The sequence below is a fragment of the Aeromonas sp. DSM 116730 genome (assembly GCF_046581335.1).
GTDB classification, from domain to species: domain Bacteria; phylum Pseudomonadota; class Gammaproteobacteria; order Enterobacterales; family Aeromonadaceae; genus Aeromonas; species Aeromonas rivipollensis.
The window spans coordinates 1,856,312-1,872,499 of record NZ_CP144265.1 but is presented as its reverse complement, the minus strand read 5'-3'; the positions used below and the strand labels follow the sequence as shown (position 1 = coordinate 1,872,499).

The following is a 16,188-nucleotide window of genomic DNA, read 5'->3' as shown; positions in this document are numbered from 1 at the left end:
GCGATTGGCCTGTCCGAACGAGGCGCACAAAAAAGGCCGCTCATGGAGCGGCCTTTCATCAATCAGGTCTGGACTTAGCTGTCGCGGCGCTTGTTGCCACCGAACTTGCGATCCTTGTTGAAGCCACCTTCACGGCGCTCCCCGCTCTTGTTGAACGGACGGTCACCGCTGGGACGGCGATCCTTGTTGAAGGGACGATCGCTGCGGGGCGGACGGGGGGCGGTGTTGCTGCCGGCCGGCACCTCGGTGTAGCGAGTGATCTGCAGCGGACGCTGGCAGACACGGGCCTTCTTGATCACTTCCAGCACATCGGCAGTCATGCCCTTGGGCAGATCGACGGTGGAGAAGTCATCGGCGATGTCGATGTTGCCGATGAAACGGCTCTCGATGTTCGCTTCGTTGGCGATGGCGCCCACGATCTGACCCGGCTTGACGCCGTGATGGGCACCCACGTCTACGCGATAACGCTCCATCTCTACGTCAGGATTGTCTTTGAGCGGACGCGGCTCCAGGGACGGCATGCGACGGGCAGGACGATCGCCACGGTCACCGAAATCACGGGGAGCACGATCACCGAAGTCACGACGCTCGAACTCACGGCCAGCACGGTCGCTTGCCGGTTCAGTGATGGAGTCATCCAGCAGCAGCGGTTGGTCACCCTGCACCAGCTTGGCCAGGGCGGCAGCCAGCTCCAGCGGATCGGCAGAATCTTCTTCGATCAGCTCGTTCACCAGGTTCACGTAGATCTCAAGCTCTTCGCCCATCATGGTTTCCCGGATGCGCTCCTTGAACTTGGTCATGCGGTGCTGGTTGATGTCCTCGGTGCTCGGCATCTTCATCGGCTCGATGGCCTGACGAGTAGCGTGCTCGATGGCGCGCAGCATGCGGCGCTCGCGGGGAGCCACGAACAGGATGGCTTCGCCCTTGCGACCGGCACGACCGGTACGGCCGATACGGTGAACGTAGGATTCGGTGTCGTAAGGAATGTCGTAGTTCACCACGTGGGTGATGCGCTCGACGTCCAGACCACGGGCGACGACGTCGGTGGCGATCAGGATGTCCAGCTGGCCTTGACGCAGCTTGTCGACGGTACGCTCACGCAGCTTCTGCGGGATGTCACCGTGCAGGGCTTCACAGGCGTGGCCACGGGCGGCCAGCTTGCCAGCCAGCTCTTCGGCGGCATTCTTGGTGCGCACGAAGACCAGTACGGCTTCGTACGGCTCGACTTCCAGCAGACGGGTCATGGCGTCCAGCTTGTGCAGACCGGTTACCTGCCAGTAGCGCTGGCGGATGGTCGGTGCAGTGGACGTCTTGGTGATGATCTTGATCTCTTTCGGCTGCTTCAGGTGCTTCTGGGCAACACGACGGATCTGGTCCGGCATGGTGGCAGAGAACAGGGCAACCTGACGGGTGGCCGGGCACTGTTCCATGATCCAGTCCACGTCGTCGATGAAGCCCATACGCAGCATTTCATCGGCTTCGTCCAGTACCAGGGCTTTCAGGCCGGAGAGGTCCAGGTTCTTGCGACGGATCAAGTCCATCACACGACCCGGGGTACCGACGACCACCTGGGCACCACGGCGCAGGGCGCGGGTCTGGGTTTCGTAAGAGGAACCACCGTAGATGGGCAGGACATGGAAGTCAGGCATGTGCTTGGCGTAACGTTGGCACGCCTCGGCAACTTGCAGCGCCAGCTCACGGGTCGGTGCCAGCACCAAAATCTGAGTGTTACGGTTACCAGCTTCCAGACGAGACAACAGAGGCAAGGCAAAAGCAGCGGTCTTCCCTGTACCGGTTTGCGCCTGCCCCAGCAGATCGTGTCCCGCCATCAGGTGGGGAATTGCTGCGGCCTGGATCGGTGACGGGCGCTCATAGCCCACGTCTTGCAGCGCTTTCAATACAGGCGCGGCCAGTCCAAGCTCACTAAAAAGGGGCAGTTGTTCGGTATCAGACATAGATTCTTCCAGATTAAGGCAGGCGGCTAACACCGCGGAATAGCAAAAAGGCGGCGATTATAGCGCCACTTTGTTCTGCTGTCTTGAAAAATGTGATAAGCCTCTCAAGACGTTGGCAATTATAGAGGGATCTCGCGACTATGGCTTGCTTATTTTGCACCCATGGTGCGTTATTGCAGATCACTCCTCGCCGGAGGCCTTGTCCCGCTTGTGTTTGAGCACCGCCATGGTCAGTCTGCTGGTGCACAATAAACGCCCACGTTCGTCCCGGATTTCAATCTGCCACACCTGGGTCGTGGCCCCCAGATGCAGTGGCGAGCAACGCCCTGTCGCCACCCCTTCCCGTTTGGCACGCAGGTGGTTGGCGTTCACCTCCAGTCCCACGCAGTAGCTCTCCTCCCCTACCGCCATGTTGGCGGCCAGCGACCCCAGCGTCTCCGCCAGCACCACGGAGGCGCCGCCGTGCAGCATGCCGAGGGGTTGATGGGTGCGGTGATCCACCGGCATGCTGGCCTCGAGCCAGTCGGGCCCAAAGGCGGTATAGAGGATACCAAGGTGGGCCATCAGGGTGTTGCGGGAGCTGGCATTGAGCCCCTCCAGGCTCATGGGCTTGCGCCAGATGGGGGCATTTTCTTGACTCATGGCGAGCAGACTCCTTATGTGATCAATAGGTTGGACACGAGCCGTGTCGGCGAAGAAGAAAAAAGATGCCCCGAACCGGGGCATCTTGACAAGTACCTTGCATCACCAGGGGTAGGTCACCCCGGGCCACTCGGCCCAGGGCAGCTCACGCCCCGGCAGGCGCGGGTGGTGCCAGTGCCACACCTTGCCCAGCCAGGCGCGCAGCTCGGCCTCCAGCACGGCGTCAGCGAGGGGAGCCTCGGCCACCTTCCAGAAGAAGAGCTCCACCTCCACCTCCGGCAGCACCGAAGGGTAGAGATAGACCCCACCCCAGAACTCGGGCTCCCGCTCCGGGCTCCAGAGGCCATAGGCAAAGGATCGCTTGGCGAGAAACTCCGAGCACTGCCACTCCAGATCGGCCTCGTGCTGACTCAGGCTGAACTGGGCCGAGGGCCAGACATCATCCGGGCGAAACAGCCGATGGAGCTGCTCCCGCTCGCGCAGCATGGCGACGAACTCCACCACCGCCTGGCTCGGGCTGGCAGGCAGCAGCAGAAAGTCCGGGTGCCGATAGGCTTGCGGCACCCGAAACCGCTTGGGGAAGCGCAGCATCAGAGCAGTTCCAGCAGCGCCTGCAGCGGATGCTTGAGTTTCTCCCCCTCCATCCGCTTGACCTGACTGCGGCAGGAATAACCGGTCGCCAGACAACGATCCTTGGGCAAGCGTGCCAGGGGCTCGGCCCAGCTGAGACCATAGATCCCCTTGGAGTTCTCCACCTGTTTGGCGTCGTGACCATAGGTGCCGGCCATGCCGCAGCAGCCCACAGACACAGGCCGCAAGCTGGCCCCAAAACGCTGGAACAAGGTGCCCCAGTCGCCGTGGGTCGAGGGCTTGGCGGTCTTCTCGGTGCAGTGGGCAAACAGATACCAGGGCTCGGCCTGCTCCGGCTCTTTCGCTGCGGCCCTGACTTGCGGGGCCGGAAGAGAGAGCAGCCACTCCTGGGGCAGCAACACCTGGAAGTCGCCGCGGGCGGGGCCCAGGGCTTTCACATACTCATCGCGATAACAGAGCACCAGGGAGGGATCCACCCCCACCATGGGGATGCCCAGCGCCGCCATCTTGTTGAGGAACTGGGCGCCGCTCGCGGCGGTGCGGGCGAAGGCGCGCAGGAATCCCTTCACGTGCTGGGGCTTGCCGTTCGGCTTGAAGGGCAGCAGGTAGGGCTGATAGCCCAGCTTGCTGGCGAGCCTCACCAGATCCCGCACCACGGGGGCGTCGTAATAGCTGGTGAAGGGATCCTGCACGATCAGCACCACTTGTCGGCGCTGCTCGGGGCTCATGGCCTCGAGGCCCGGCAGATCGAAATAGCGGGCCTTGTGATCACGCAGCTCCTCGGCCAGGGTGGGGATGCTCAGAAGCGGCACATCCACCATGCCGATGCTCTTCGCAGTCGCCTTCTGGGCCCACTCTTTCTCCAGGAAGAAGTTGACCAGCTTGGGGGCCTTGGCGAGCAGCGGGGCGTAAGCTTCGACGGTGCCGACGAAGTAATCCTTGGGGCCGCGCAGATAGCGGCTGTGGTAGAGCTGCATGAAACGGGCGCGGAAGGTGGGCACGTCCACCTTGATGGGGCACTGGCTGGTGCATGCCTTGCAGGCGAGGCACCCCTCCATCGCCTCCATCACCTCGTGGGAGAAGTCATACTGGCCGCGAGCGCGGGCCAGGGTGTTGCGCGTCTTGTCGATGATGGCCTTGATAGACAAACCGCCGCTTTGCAGGGCCACCTCCTGCGCGAGCGGGTCGAAGCCCTGCTCCGCCAGCTGGCGCAGCCATTCGCGCATCAGCCCGGCCCGCCCCTTGGGAGAGTGGCGGCGGTCGCGGCTTATCTTGACCGAGGGACACATGGGGGAATCGGTCTCGAAGGTGAAGCAGAGGCCGTTGCCGTTGCAGTCCATGGCGCGGGTGTAGCTCTCCCGCACCGCGATCGGGATCTGGCGGTCAAACTTGCCGCGCTTGGGCCCGTCCACCGACACAAGCGAAGCGCCACTGCCATAAGGGATGCAGATCTTGCCCGGGTTGATGCGGTTGGCGGGATCGAAGGCGCCCTTGACCCGCTGCAGCTCCTCCCACAGCTCACCGAAGAAGGCGGGGCTGTATTCGGAGCGGAAACCCTTGCCGTGCTCCCCCCACATCAGACCGCCATATTTGGCGGTGAGCGCCACCACCTGATCCGAGATGCGCCGCAGCAGCACCTCCTGCTCGGGGTCGCACAAGTCCAGCGCCGGGCGCACGTGCAGCACCCCCGCATCCACGTGGCCAAACATGCCGTAGTCGAGACCGTGGCCGTCCAGCAGGGCGCGAAACTCCATGATAAAGTCCGCCAGGGATTCCGGCGGCACGGCGGTGTCTTCGGTGAAGGCCACCGGCTTCTTGCGCCCCTCGGCATTGCCGAGCAGCCCCACCGACTTCTTGCGCATGCCGTAGATGGTCTCGATGCTCGGCAGGTGGTCACACACCTGATAGCCGATGATCCCCGCCTCGCCGCTCGCCAGCAGGCCGTCGATACGGCGGCACAGCTCGGCCACCTTGGCCTTGTGCTCGGCTTCGTCGGTGTCCGCAAACTCGACTATGTTGAGCCCCTGCAGATCCTTGCCGGGCACGTCCTGAATGAACTCTTTGACCGAATGCCAGATGATGTCGGCACGGGCCAGCCCCAGCACCCGGGAGTCCACCGTCTCCACCGACAGGGCATGGGCCTCCACCATAAAGGGGGCATTCCTGAGGGCCGAGGGGAAGCTGTCGTACTTGACGTTGACCAGGGTGCGGTAGCGCGGAATGGGGGTGATGTTGAGGCGAGCCTCTGTGATGAAGCCGAGGGACCCCTCAGATCCGCACAGCACCCGGCTTATATCCAGGGTGTCGGTGTCGGGCTGATAAAGATGCTTGAGATCGTAACCGGTCAAAAAGCGGTTGAGCTTGGGGAAGGTCGCCTCTATGTCGGCGCGCCGCTCCTTGCCGATGCGATAGAGGGTGCGGTAGATCTCCCCCTCGCGGCTCTCGAGGGCCAGCTTGTCCGCCAGGCGCTGGCCGTTCACCGGCTCGGTGGCCATGATGTCGCCGTTTTCCAGCACGGCTTTGAGGCCGAGCACGTGATCCGAGGTCTTGCCGTAGACGAGCGACCCCTGACCGGACGCATCTGTGTTGACCATGCCGCCCAGGGTGGCGCGGTTGGAGGTGGAGAGATCCGGCGAGAAGAAGTAGCCGTGAGGTTTGAGGTAGGCGTTGAGCTGATCCTTCACCACCCCGGCCTGGGCGCGCACCCAGCCCTCTTCCAGATTAATTTCCAGGATCTGGTTCATATGGCGCGAGAGATCGACGATAATGCCGCCGCCCAGGGACTGGCCATTGGTGCCGGTGCCGCCGCCGCGAGGGAAGAAACTCAAGGTGGCGTACTCTGGCCCCTGAGCCAGCTTGAGCATCACCGCAATATCATCCGCGCTGCGCGGATAGAGAACCGCCTGAGGTACTACCTGATAGACGCTGTTATCCGTCGCCATCGCCAACCGGCTTGCATAAGACTTTTCGATATCACCACGAAATGCTGATCGCGCCAGCAACTCAAGAAACTGCAGGGTTGTAGGTGACAAACTGTCCTGGTAATCGAGTCTCGGGATCATGAATCCTTGTTCCCATCCTTTGCTTGATGCCGGCATTCCGGCGACAACGACTGGCCTTCCGCCTCTTCGGGGCGCTCTTGTTTTAGAGCCATGGGGCCAGTCCGCTCACATGTGAGCGGGCAGTATATCAGCTAGAAAACCGCTTGCGCGTTCAATCTTCACCATTTGAAAGGAGGACTTTTATGGCTCACCTCAGCCATGTTATCAGTACGTTTATCACCACCGAGAAACAGGCCCTGACCTTGTCACTGTTCGGCTGCATCAGCTTCGCCATCTTCGGGATCGGCTATGGTCTCTTCGCCGGCTCCAACGCCATCATGCTCGATGGCATCTTCACCCTGTTCAGCATGGGCATGACGGGCCTCGGACTCATCACCGCCTACCTGGTGACCCGCCCCTCAGACGCACGCTTCCAGTATGGCTACGCCCACTTCGAGCCCATCACCAACGTCATCAACGGCACCATCATACTGCTGCTCTGCCTCGGCGCCTTCCATAGCGGCATCACCTCCCTGCTCGAAGGGGGACGAGAGATAGATCTCGGCCACGCCCTCATCTACGCCGCCGTCTGCACCTTCTTCTGCGCCATCATCTACCGGATCGAGGCGGGCGTCGCCGAACGTATCGACTCCGAACTGGTGCGGGTCGACTCCAAGGAGTGGCTGGTCGACACCCTGCTCAGCGCTACCCTGCTGATCGGCTTCGTGGTCGCCATCGGCCTCGACGCCCTCGGCTACGGCCACTACAACCGCTACATAGACCCAGTGCTGGTCACCCTGCTCGCCCTCTGCGCCACCCTGATCCCCATCAAGGTGCTCGGCCGCAACCTGCGGGAGGTGCTGAAAATCGCCCCCAAGGGGGATGTCTCGGCGCGGGTCGAGCGCGAGATAGACGCCCTGCGCCAGCGCCATGGCATAGAGTGCTACAGCCATCTGGCGAAAAGCGGCCGCCGCTTCGATCTGGAATTGAACATACTGGTGGCCCCGGACCAGGAGTGGCCCATAGAGCGCCAGGATGCCCTGCGCCAGGAGCTCTGGTCCCGCCTCGGCGATACCCTGGGGGATGCCTGGCTCTCGGTCTGCTTCACCCGCGAGAAACGCTGGCTCTGATCCGGCGCTTGCCATCCTGATGCAACGCGGGGCCCCGTCGCCCCGCGTGACAAATGTCCCAAACAGGGCGCCAGCTACTTTCTCCTACTTCACGCTCGCCGCCCCTCTCCTGCCCGTTATTGCTCTGTTTTTTTTAATCTTTAAACCATTGACAGGGAAAACCGTTTGTCGAGTCCCTTGAATCAATAACCATTTTCAGCAGCACAAAAAGTTACGAAAATTTCGTTGCTAAAATTAAGTAGGCCAGCTATTTATTTTCGCCAAGGACAAACGGCAGACTGCGCGCCGAAATACAGTGATGTTGTTATCCACCAAACAATAAAAACAAATACACTTATTCCACTTTGTTAAAACAGTTAAGGTAAGTCCCATGAAAAAGGTGTTGATCACAGTATTTGCATTGACCATGGCGGGCACCGCCAGTGCTGCCCTTCCCCAGCTTAATTACGAGTGCCCGGGTAAGATCCAGATGCACAGCGATGAGGGTGGCCCCGTCTATATCAATGGTAAAGAGGCCAAGCTCAAGAAGTTCAACGACAACTTCTATGAGGCCAAGGGCGCAGGTGTCACCCTCTCCATCAGCAACACCGGGGGCCAGTACGATGTCTCCTACAACAGCAAGCAAGGCTCGGGCGTCTGCCAGCCCGCAGCCACGTCAGCAGCGCCTGCGGCCTCGGCAAGCCCTGCCAGCCCTGCCAGCCCTGCGGAGAAAGCCTGTCTGAAGGCGGTCTCCGAGAAGACGAACGTGCCCCAGGCTCAGCTTCAGGTGACCGATGTGATGGACTCCGAAGCCGGGGTCGGCGTCACCATCAAGGTGCCGGGTGCCGATGCTCCCTGGTCCTGCCTCAGTGACAAGAAGGGCCATGTTCAGGGCGCCGCCTACACGGGCCAATGAGGGGTTTCGCACCCTTCAATATGAGATCCCCGTGACATGATGGGATTGACCGACAGGGAGGCAATGCCTCCCTGTCTTCATGTAAAACTCTTTATATTGATACGCCAACGCCCCTGTCTTCGTGTTCACATCTTTATATTTAGGCGCCAGCCTCCCTTCAAATAACCTCCACCTTCCATCGCCCCCAAAGACACCCGCTGCCTGTTCGCGCCACCTTATATAACCAAATGAGCTGACATTTATTAAAAAAAGCACCAAATGACAGGTGTCTGAAATAGGTTGTTACACTTTGGCCAGGTGCGGATATATACAGAGCCTGTGTCTTATGCCTGTCCTCATCCATATGGCGAGAGACTCTCCATGGGCCGACCAGCAGCGCAGGCGCCCCCCTAGACCCGATGCACCGCCACCACTTGTGCGCCCGGTGCTTGCCAAATCGGCGATAGCCGTTATCATCAGGGCTCACTTTTGACCCGAGGTTTTATTGCCCATCATGGACAACCCCCGAAGTAGCCCTTCGTTTTTCCCCATCAAAACCTATCTGTACCTGCTCAACCAGCGCCTCTGAAAACACCCGAGCCTTGCCCTGCCACGGCCCCTTGCCGTGACCGACATCCACTGCGTCTGTTTTTATTGAGGTCATCCTAATGGAATTCTTGCTGGACCCGTCTATCTGGGTCGGTCTGTTCACCCTGATCATCCTCGAGATAGTGCTCGGGATAGACAACCTGGTCTTCATCGCCATCCTGGTGAAGAAGCTGCCCCCCGCCCAGCGGGACAAGGCCCGACTCATCGGCCTCTCACTGGCCCTGATCATGCGCCTCGCCCTGCTGAGCGTGATGTCCTGGCTCGTGACTCTCACGACCCCCATACTGCACATCTGGGATCACCCCTTCTCGGGTCGGGATCTCATCCTGATGGGCGGCGGCCTCTTCCTGCTGTTCAAGGCCACCTCAGAGCTGCATGAGCGGCTGGAGGCCAAGCCGGAGGAGCAGGGCCCGGCCGGTGTCTATGCCGGATTCGGGGTGGTGATCGCCCAGATCCTGGTGCTGGATGCCGTCTTCTCCCTGGACTCCATCATCACAGCGGTCGGCATGGTGGAACACCTGGGCGTCATGATGGCGGCCGTGACCATCGCCATGGTGGTGATGGTGATCGCCTCCAAGCCCCTGACCCGCTTCGTCAACGCCCATCCCACAGTGGTGGTGCTCTGCCTGAGCTTCCTGCTGATGATAGGCTTCAGCCTGGTGGCGGAGGGCTTCGGCTTCCACATTCCCAAGGGCTATCTCTATGCGGCCATCGGCTTCTCCGTGCTCATCGAGTTCTTCAACCAGCTCGCCCAGCGCAGTGCCCAGCGCCACGAATCCAGGCAGCCCCTGCGCGAGCGCACCACGGCTGCCATCTTCAAACTGATGGGAGGCAGCCGGGCCAACCAGCACCCGCAGCAGGATGAGGAAGAGGAGCAGGATGCCCCCCGTCCCATCAGCTTCGGGGAAGAGGAGCGCTACATGGTGACCGGTGTACTGTCGCTCGCCGAGCGCTCCATCCGCACCATAATGACACCCCGCGCCGAGATGGAGTGGATCGACGTCAATGACTCCCCGGACGAGATCCGTGCCCTGCTACAGCGGGCCCCCCACAGCCTGTTCCCGGTCTGCGACGGTGAGCTGGACGAGATCATCGGGGTGGTGAAGGCGCGGGATCTGCTGTTTGCCCTCAACGAGGGGCAACCCCTGACCGAGCTCGCCAAGCAGAACGACCCCATCATAGTGCCCCAGACCATCAACGTAATCCGGCTGCTGGCGGAGCTGCGCAAGGCCAGGGGCAGCCTCATCCTGGTGGCGGACGAGTTCGGCATCATCCAGGGGCTGGTCACCAACCACGATCTGCTGGAGGCCATAGTCGGCGAGCTGCCGGATGAGGATGAGACCCCTGACATAGTCCAGGAGGGGGAGAGCTGGCTCATCAACGGCAGCACCAACATCCACCAGATAGAGCAGACCCTGGGCCATGACGGCCTGGTGAGCGAGAGCGATGAGTACGTGACCCTCGCGGGCATGCTGCTCTCCCACTTCGGCAGCCTGCCCACCTGCGGCCAGCAACTCCGTCTGGGTCAACTCTGCTTCGAGGTGCTGGCGGTAAGCGAGCGCCGGATAGAGCGGGTGCGGGTCACCCCGATAGGCGCCAGCGCCGCCTGATCTGCCGCGACACTGAAAAGAGGGCCAGAAGGCCCTCTTTTTCATGGTCTCGGGCTCATTGCTGTGCCAATGGCAATTCTCTTCTGCAATTACCCCTCTTTTTCACAATGACAATCCCCTCTAGAGTCGCCTCCATCCCAACACGAGGAATTCACCATGAACCACGATCCCCTGTTCTGCCCCCTTCGCCTCGGCCAGTTGCACCTCTCCAATCGCATCGTCATGCCGCCCATGACCCGCTCCCGCGCCAGCCAGCCCGGTGACGTGGCCAACGCCATGATGGCCACCTATTACGCCCAGCGCGCGGGCGCCGGCCTCATCATAGGCGAGGGCACCCAGATAGATCCCCTGGGCAAGGGCTATGCCTGGACCCCGGGCATCCACAGCGCCGAGCAGGTGGCTGGCTGGAAGTTGGTGACCGATGCGGTGCACGCCAAGGGGGGTATCATGTTTGCCCAGCTCTGGCACGTGGGCCGGGTCACCCACCCGGACAACATAGGCGGCGCCCAGCCCATCTCCTCGTCGGCCATCAAGGCGCAAGGGGTGAAGGTCTTTGTCGACAACGGCAGCGACGCCCCCGGTTTTGTGGAGACAGTCACTCCCCGTGCCATGACCCAGGCCGACATAGACGCCGTGGTGGGCCAGTTCCGCCAGGCCGCCCGCAATGCCATGGAGGCCGGCTTTGACGGCATAGAACTGCACGCCGCCAACGGCTACCTCATCAACCAGTTCCTCGACTCCGAATCCAACGCCCGCACCGACAACTACGGCGGCTCCCTGGAGAACCGGCTGCGCTTCCTGAAAGAGGTGACAGAGGCGGTCAGTGACGAGATCGGGCCTGACCGGGTCGGGGTGCGTCTCGCGCCGCTGACCACCCTCAACGGTACCGTGGATGCGAATCCGCAGGAGACCTATCTGGCCGCCGCCAGACTGCTGGGGGAAATAGGCATCGTCTATCTGCATATCGCCGAGGCGGACTGGGACGATGCGCCTCTGATGGCGGAGGGCTTCAAGCAAGGGCTGCGGGATGCCTTCCCCAACACCCTCATCTATGCGGGAAAATATGACGGTGAGCGGGCCAGAGCCGCGCTGCAGGCGGGCTGGGCCGACTTGATTGGCTTCGGTCGCCCCTTCGTGGCAAACCCGGATCTGCCGAACCGGCTGCGTCACGGCTATCCCTTTGCCCCCCATGATCCCGCCACCCTGTTTGGCGGCGGCGAGCAGGGGCTCATCGACTACCCCGTCTATCAGGCCGAGACAGCGTCGCAGCCTGCCTGAGACTGGCAACCGGCATAGTCCCACGCGCCCGCCCTCATCGGCGGGCGCGCGCTATTTGCACCTCCGATGCCTAGTAGAGGGCTACCCCGTGGCAGGCACCATAGCCTCTGATCTCCTGGGTCAGCCTCACCTTGTCGGCAAGACTCAGCCAGCTCGCCTCCACCCCATTGAGGGAGAGGCGGCAGAGCTGCTCCCGCGTGGCGCCGAGCCCGTCGGCCAGGGCCCTGAAATTTGCCCCCAGGTAGCCGCCGAAATAGGCGGGATCGTCCGAGTTGATGGTGACGCAGAGCCCCTGCTCCAGCAGGGTCAGCACATTGTGATCCGCCATGGTGCCGAACACCTTGAGCCGCACGTTGGAGAGGGGGCAGACGGTGAGCGGCAGCCGGGTGTCGGCCAGGTAGCGCACCAGCTCGGGATCCTCGGCGCAGCGCACCCCGTGATCGATGCGGCGCACCGCCAGCTCCCGAATCGCCTGCCAGATATAGTCGGCCGGCCCCTCCTCCCCCGCGTGGGCCACCACAGGCAGCCCCAGCTCCCTCGCCCGGGCAAAGACCCGGGCAAACTTGGCCGGCGGATTGCCAAGCTCCCCCGAATCGAGGCCGACCCCGTTCAGCCGCGCTAGATAGGGCTCGGCCTCGCGCAGGGTGGCGAAGGCATCCTCTTCGCTCAGGTGGCGCAAAAAGCTCATGACGAGCCGCCAGCTGATGCCAAGCTGCCGCTCCCCCTGCTGCAATGCCCGCTCGATGCCGCCGAGCACGGTGGCAAAGGGCACGCCCCGGGCACTGTGGGTCTGGGGGTCAAAGAAGATCTCCACGTGCACCACCTTGTCGGCGGCGCAGCGTTCAAGGTAGGCCCAGGTGAGGTCGAAGAAGTCCTGATCCGTGACCAGCACGCTGGCCCCCAGGTAGTAGAGATCGAGAAAGGATTGCAGGCAGTCGAACTCATAGGCAGCCCGCAGGCTCTCCACATCGGGCCAGGGCAGGGTCACCCCGTTGCGTCTGGCCAGGGCAAACATCAGCTCGGGCTCGAGGGTGCCCTCGATATGCAGGTGCAGCTCCAGCTTGGGCAAGCCGGCAATAAAGTTCTCCATGATGACGGCTCCATCGTCAGCGCCTGATGGATCAGGCAGTCCAGGCACCAGCGGCGCCCTCCCTCTGCCGTCATTGTGCACCCATCTGGCGCGCCGGGGGAGACTTGTCATCAAAGCGCCTTATAATGGCGGCACAAAAAAGCCATAAGTGATTGAAGACATTCGAGGTTGGCAACCACCTCCCCCTACAAGGAGTTTCCATGAAGAAAAGCGTCATCTGCGATATCGACGGCGTCATACTGCACAACAACGATCTGGTGCCCGGCGCCGACCGTTTCGTTCACCGCCTGCTGGAGCAGGGCAGCAAGCTCCTGTTCCTCACCAACTACCCGGCCCAGACCCAGAAAGATCTGCAAAACCGCTTCCGCTCCGCCGGGATCGAGGTACCCGAGGAATGCTTCTATACCTCCGCCATGGGCACCGCCGATTTTCTCAAGCGCCAGGATGGCAAGAAGGCCTACGTGATAGGCGAAGGGGCCCTGACCCACGAGCTCTACAAGGCCGGCTTCACCATCACCGACATAGACCCCGACTTCGTGGTGGTAGGGGAGACTCGCAACTACAACTGGACCATGATGCAGCTGGGGGCCAAGTTCGTGGATCAGGGGGCCCGCTTCATCGCCACCAACCCCGATACCCACGGCCCCATGATGCACCCGGCCTGTGGCGCGCTCTGTGCCCCCATAGAACGGATGACCGGCAAGAAGCCGTTTTACGTCGGCAAGCCGAGCGCCTGGATCATTCGCGCGGCGCTCAACCGGATGGAGGCCCACTCCGACGACACCATCATCATCGGCGACAACCTGCGCACCGACATACTGGCGGGCTTCCAGGCCGGCCTCGAGACGGTGCTGGTGCTCTCCGGGGTGAGCAAGGTGGCGGACATAGACCGCATGCCGTTCAGACCGAATCACATCTTCGACTCCGTGGTCGACATCGATATCGTCTGATCCCCCTCATCGGCTCCCCCTTGGCAAGGTGGCACACATCGTTTAACGTAAGCGCAACATTGTTAAACAAACTAAACGGGAGCAGGACGCTCCCCTCGCCACCCCAAGGACGCACCATGAAGAGCCTGAATGACTGGATCCTGCTGGACCAGCACCCCGTCTCCCCCACCCCGCTGATGCCCGCCCCCGAGCGGATCCGGGCCGGCAACCCGAGCCAGACCCTCTGGAACCACTACTCGGACCCGAGCCAGCAGTTTCACGTTGGCTTCTGGGCCTGCGAGCCGGGGCGCTGGGCTGTGCACTACACAGAGCACGAATACTGCCAGTTGCTGGAGGGCGAGGCGCGGATCCACGACGGCCAGGGGGGCCAGTTGCACCTCAAGCCAGGGGATCAGTTCGTCATACCGGCGGGCTTCGTCGGCGAGTGGGAGACCCTGGTGGCCTGCCGCAAGCTCTATGTGATCTTCGAACCCGCCGCGGCCTGACGCGCACGTCAAGCACCCGCCCTTTATTGACACCATTCTCACCCGCCGACTTGACGTTGGCGGCATGATTTTCTGCGGTTTTCCCGCTTGCAAAAGGGTTTTCCGCTAGGCATTGTGATTGGCGAGGAATGTAAATGGAATTTCGAGCCCAAACGTGGGGGGCTCATATAAAAATCAAGAGGATTACCGCCAATGTGTTCTATTTTCGGCATTCTGGACATCAAGACCGACTCCGCTGCCTTGCGCAAATCGGCCCTGGAGATGTCCAAGCGACTGCGTCACCGCGGGCCTGACTGGTCCGGCGTCTACAGCTCCGACAAGGCCATTCTGGTGCACGAGCGCCTGGCCATCGTCGATCCGGGCAATGGCGCCCAGCCGCTCTACAACCCCGAGCGCACTCACGTATTGGCCGTCAACGGCGAGATCTACAACCACAAGGAACTCGAGAAGAGCCTCAAGGTCGACTTCAAGTTCCAGACCCACTCCGACTGCGAGGTGCTGCTCGCCCTCTACAAGGAGAAGGGCCCCGCCTTCCTGGACGATCTCAACGGCATCTTCGCCTTCATCCTCTATGACGCCGAGCAGGATGCCTACCTGATTGGTCGTGACCACATGGGGATCATCCCCCTCTATACCGGTCGCGACGAGCACGGCAACTTCTATGTCGCCTCCGAGATGAAGGCCCTGGTACCCGTGTGCAAGAGCGTCGAGACCTTCCCGCCCGGACATTACCTCTGGAGCAAGGATGGCGAGCTCAAACAGTGGTACAAACGGGACTGGATGGAGTACGGTGCGGTCGAGCACAACGTCAGCGACAAGGCCGAGCTGAAAGCCGCCCTGGAAGCGGCGGTCAAACGCCAGCTGATGTGCGACGTGCCCTATGGCGTGTTGCTCTCCGGCGGGCTGGATTCCTCCGTCATCTCCGCCATCACCAAGATCTATGCCGCCCGCCGGGTGGAGGACGATGGCAAGAGCGAAGCCTGGTGGCCCCAGCTGCACTCCTTCGCAGTCGGCCTGGAAGGCTCACCGGATCTCGCCGCCGCCCGCAAGGTGGCCGATCACCTCGGCACCATCCACCACCAGATCCACTTCACAGTGCAGGAGGGGCTGGATGCCCTGCGGGACGTCATCTATCACCTCGAGACCTATGACGTCACCACCATACGCGCCTCTACCCCCATGTATCTGATGGCCCGTTACATCAAGGCGATGGGCATCAAGATGGTGCTATCCGGCGAGGGCTCGGATGAGCTGTTCGGCGGCTACCTCTACTTCCACAAGGCGCCGAATGCCCGCGAGTTCCACGAGGAGAACGTGCGCAAGCTGGCCTCCCTGCACCTGTATGACTGCCTGCGGGCCAACAAGTCCATGGCCGCCTGGGGCGTGGAGGGTCGCGTGCCCTTCCTCGACAAGGAGTTCATGGATGTGGCGATGCGCCTGCAGCCTGCCGACAAGATGTGCGGCAACGGCAAGATCGAGAAGCACATTCTACGGGAAGCCTTCGAGGAGCTGCTGCCCCACGAAGTGGCATGGCGTCAGAAGGAGCAGTTCTCCGACGGCGTGGGCTACTCCTGGATTGACAGCCTGAAAGCCATGGTCGAGACCGAAGTGACGGATCAGATGTTCGAGGCGGCCGCATTCCGCTTCCCCATCAACACTCCGCTCACCAAGGAGGCCTACTTCTACCGCGCCATCTTCGACGAGCACTTCCCGCTGGAGTCCGCCGCCCGCACAGTGCCCTACGGCAAGTCGGTCGCCTGCTCCACGCCCACCGCCCTGGAGTGGGATGCCAAGTTCAAGGAGATGGCCGACCCGTCCGGCCGCGCCGTGATGGACGTCCACCAGCAGAGTTACTGATAATCCCAGCGGACAGTTTCACTGCGAGATAACCAAGCCCCTTTTGAGGGGCTTTGTTTTTTGGTTCCCCTCCGCT

General features: G+C 61.9%; 12 protein-coding genes. 7 read left to right on the top strand and 5 right to left on the bottom strand.

The window, feature by feature from the left end; all coding sequences use genetic code 11:
* Positions 1-74: 74 nt before the first annotated feature.
* The 4 genes from Aeroheme_RS08545 to Aeroheme_RS08530 all read right to left on the bottom strand — a co-directional run bounded on the left by Aeroheme_RS08545 (position 75) and on the right by Aeroheme_RS08530 (position 6,250).
* A complete protein-coding gene (locus Aeroheme_RS08545; RefSeq protein WP_162520224.1) occupies positions 75-1,955 on the bottom strand; it encodes a DEAD/DEAH box helicase in 1,881 nt (626 codons plus the stop codon).
* A gap of 180 nt (positions 1,956-2,135) precedes the next feature.
* Positions 2,136-2,597: a hotdog fold thioesterase gene (locus Aeroheme_RS08540; RefSeq protein WP_411167090.1), complete on the bottom strand. Its 462-nt coding sequence runs from the start codon at positions 2,595-2,597 to the stop codon at positions 2,136-2,138.
* A gap of 102 nt (positions 2,598-2,699) precedes the next feature.
* Positions 2,700-3,188: a hypothetical protein gene (locus tag Aeroheme_RS08535; RefSeq protein WP_163137438.1), complete on the bottom strand. Its 489-nt coding sequence runs from the start codon at positions 3,186-3,188 to the stop codon at positions 2,700-2,702.
* Positions 3,188-6,250, bottom strand: coding sequence for an FAD-binding and (Fe-S)-binding domain-containing protein (locus Aeroheme_RS08530; protein WP_411167089.1), 3,063 nt, complete (start codon positions 6,248-6,250; stop codon positions 3,188-3,190). Before Aeroheme_RS08530 ends, Aeroheme_RS08535 begins: the two co-directional genes overlap by 1 nt.
* Before the next feature lie 182 nt (positions 6,251-6,432).
* Between Aeroheme_RS08530 and Aeroheme_RS08525 the strand changes: the two genes are divergently transcribed.
* The 4 genes from Aeroheme_RS08525 to Aeroheme_RS08510 all read left to right on the top strand — a co-directional run bounded on the left by Aeroheme_RS08525 (position 6,433) and on the right by Aeroheme_RS08510 (position 11,730).
* Complete coding sequence (locus Aeroheme_RS08525) at positions 6,433-7,359, top strand: cation diffusion facilitator family transporter (protein ID WP_289977474.1); 927 nt, start codon at positions 6,433-6,435, stop codon at positions 7,357-7,359.
* Between the two features lie 370 nt (positions 7,360-7,729).
* On the top strand, positions 7,730-8,254 hold the full coding sequence (locus tag Aeroheme_RS08520) for a hypothetical protein (RefSeq protein WP_111911466.1): 525 nt from the start codon (positions 7,730-7,732) through the stop codon (positions 8,252-8,254).
* Positions 8,255-8,901: 647 nt separating this feature from the next.
* Positions 8,902-10,452 (top strand): TerC family protein, encoded by a 1,551-nt coding sequence (locus Aeroheme_RS08515; RefSeq protein ID WP_408858486.1) that lies wholly within the window; start codon positions 8,902-8,904, stop codon positions 10,450-10,452.
* 156 nt (positions 10,453-10,608) lie between these two features.
* The gene (locus Aeroheme_RS08510) at positions 10,609-11,730 is read left to right on the top strand and encodes an alkene reductase (RefSeq protein WP_303808039.1); all 1,122 of its coding nucleotides are present in this window, start codon (positions 10,609-10,611) and stop codon (positions 11,728-11,730) included.
* A 70-nt stretch (positions 11,731-11,800) separates the two neighbouring features.
* Here Aeroheme_RS08510 and Aeroheme_RS08505 read toward each other — a convergent pair whose 3' ends face one another.
* Positions 11,801-12,820, bottom strand: a complete 1,020-nt coding sequence (locus Aeroheme_RS08505; protein ID WP_411167088.1) for an adenosine deaminase — start codon at positions 12,818-12,820, stop codon at positions 11,801-11,803.
* Positions 12,821-13,020: 200 nt separating this feature from the next.
* Here Aeroheme_RS08505 and Aeroheme_RS08500 point away from each other — a divergent pair, with 200 nt between their 5' ends.
* The 3 genes from Aeroheme_RS08500 (at position 13,021) to asnB (ending at position 16,112) form a co-directional block, all read left to right on the top strand.
* Positions 13,021-13,770 (top strand): HAD-IIA family hydrolase, encoded by a 750-nt coding sequence (locus Aeroheme_RS08500; protein WP_005302324.1) that lies wholly within the window; start codon positions 13,021-13,023, stop codon positions 13,768-13,770.
* Between the two features lie 116 nt (positions 13,771-13,886).
* Complete coding sequence (locus Aeroheme_RS08495) at positions 13,887-14,255, top strand: cupin domain-containing protein (RefSeq protein ID WP_411167087.1); 369 nt, start codon at positions 13,887-13,889, stop codon at positions 14,253-14,255.
* A gap of 192 nt (positions 14,256-14,447) precedes the next feature.
* Entirely contained in the window at positions 14,448-16,112 is a 1,665-nt protein-coding gene (gene asnB, locus Aeroheme_RS08490) for an asparagine synthase B (RefSeq protein ID WP_411167086.1), read from the top strand.
* Positions 16,113-16,188 lie beyond the last annotated feature (76 nt).

Excerpts from the sequence above, each read along its gene's own strand:
- Aeroheme_RS08545 (WP_162520224.1), bottom strand. The coding sequence starts at position 1,955 with ATGTCTGATACCGAACAACTGCCCCTTTTTAGTGAGCTTGGACTGGCC.
- Aeroheme_RS08540 (WP_411167090.1), bottom strand. The coding sequence starts at position 2,597 with ATGAGTCAAGAAAATGCCCCCATCTGGCGCAAGCCCATGAGCCTGGAG.
- Aeroheme_RS08535 (WP_163137438.1), bottom strand. The coding sequence starts at position 3,188 with ATGCTGCGCTTCCCCAAGCGGTTTCGGGTGCCGCAAGCCTATCGGCAC.
- Aeroheme_RS08530 (WP_411167089.1), bottom strand. The coding sequence starts at position 6,250 with ATGATCCCGAGACTCGATTACCAGGACAGTTTGTCACCTACAACCCTG.
- Aeroheme_RS08525 (WP_289977474.1), top strand. The coding sequence starts at position 6,433 with ATGGCTCACCTCAGCCATGTTATCAGTACGTTTATCACCACCGAGAAA.
- Aeroheme_RS08520 (WP_111911466.1), top strand. The coding sequence starts at position 7,730 with ATGAAAAAGGTGTTGATCACAGTATTTGCATTGACCATGGCGGGCACC.
- Aeroheme_RS08515 (WP_408858486.1), top strand. The coding sequence starts at position 8,902 with ATGGAATTCTTGCTGGACCCGTCTATCTGGGTCGGTCTGTTCACCCTG.
- Aeroheme_RS08510 (WP_303808039.1), top strand. The coding sequence starts at position 10,609 with ATGAACCACGATCCCCTGTTCTGCCCCCTTCGCCTCGGCCAGTTGCAC.
- Aeroheme_RS08505 (WP_411167088.1), bottom strand. The coding sequence starts at position 12,820 with ATGGAGAACTTTATTGCCGGCTTGCCCAAGCTGGAGCTGCACCTGCAT.
- Aeroheme_RS08500 (WP_005302324.1), top strand. The coding sequence starts at position 13,021 with ATGAAGAAAAGCGTCATCTGCGATATCGACGGCGTCATACTGCACAAC.
- Aeroheme_RS08495 (WP_411167087.1), top strand. The coding sequence starts at position 13,887 with ATGAAGAGCCTGAATGACTGGATCCTGCTGGACCAGCACCCCGTCTCC.
- asnB (WP_411167086.1), top strand. The coding sequence starts at position 14,448 with ATGTGTTCTATTTTCGGCATTCTGGACATCAAGACCGACTCCGCTGCC.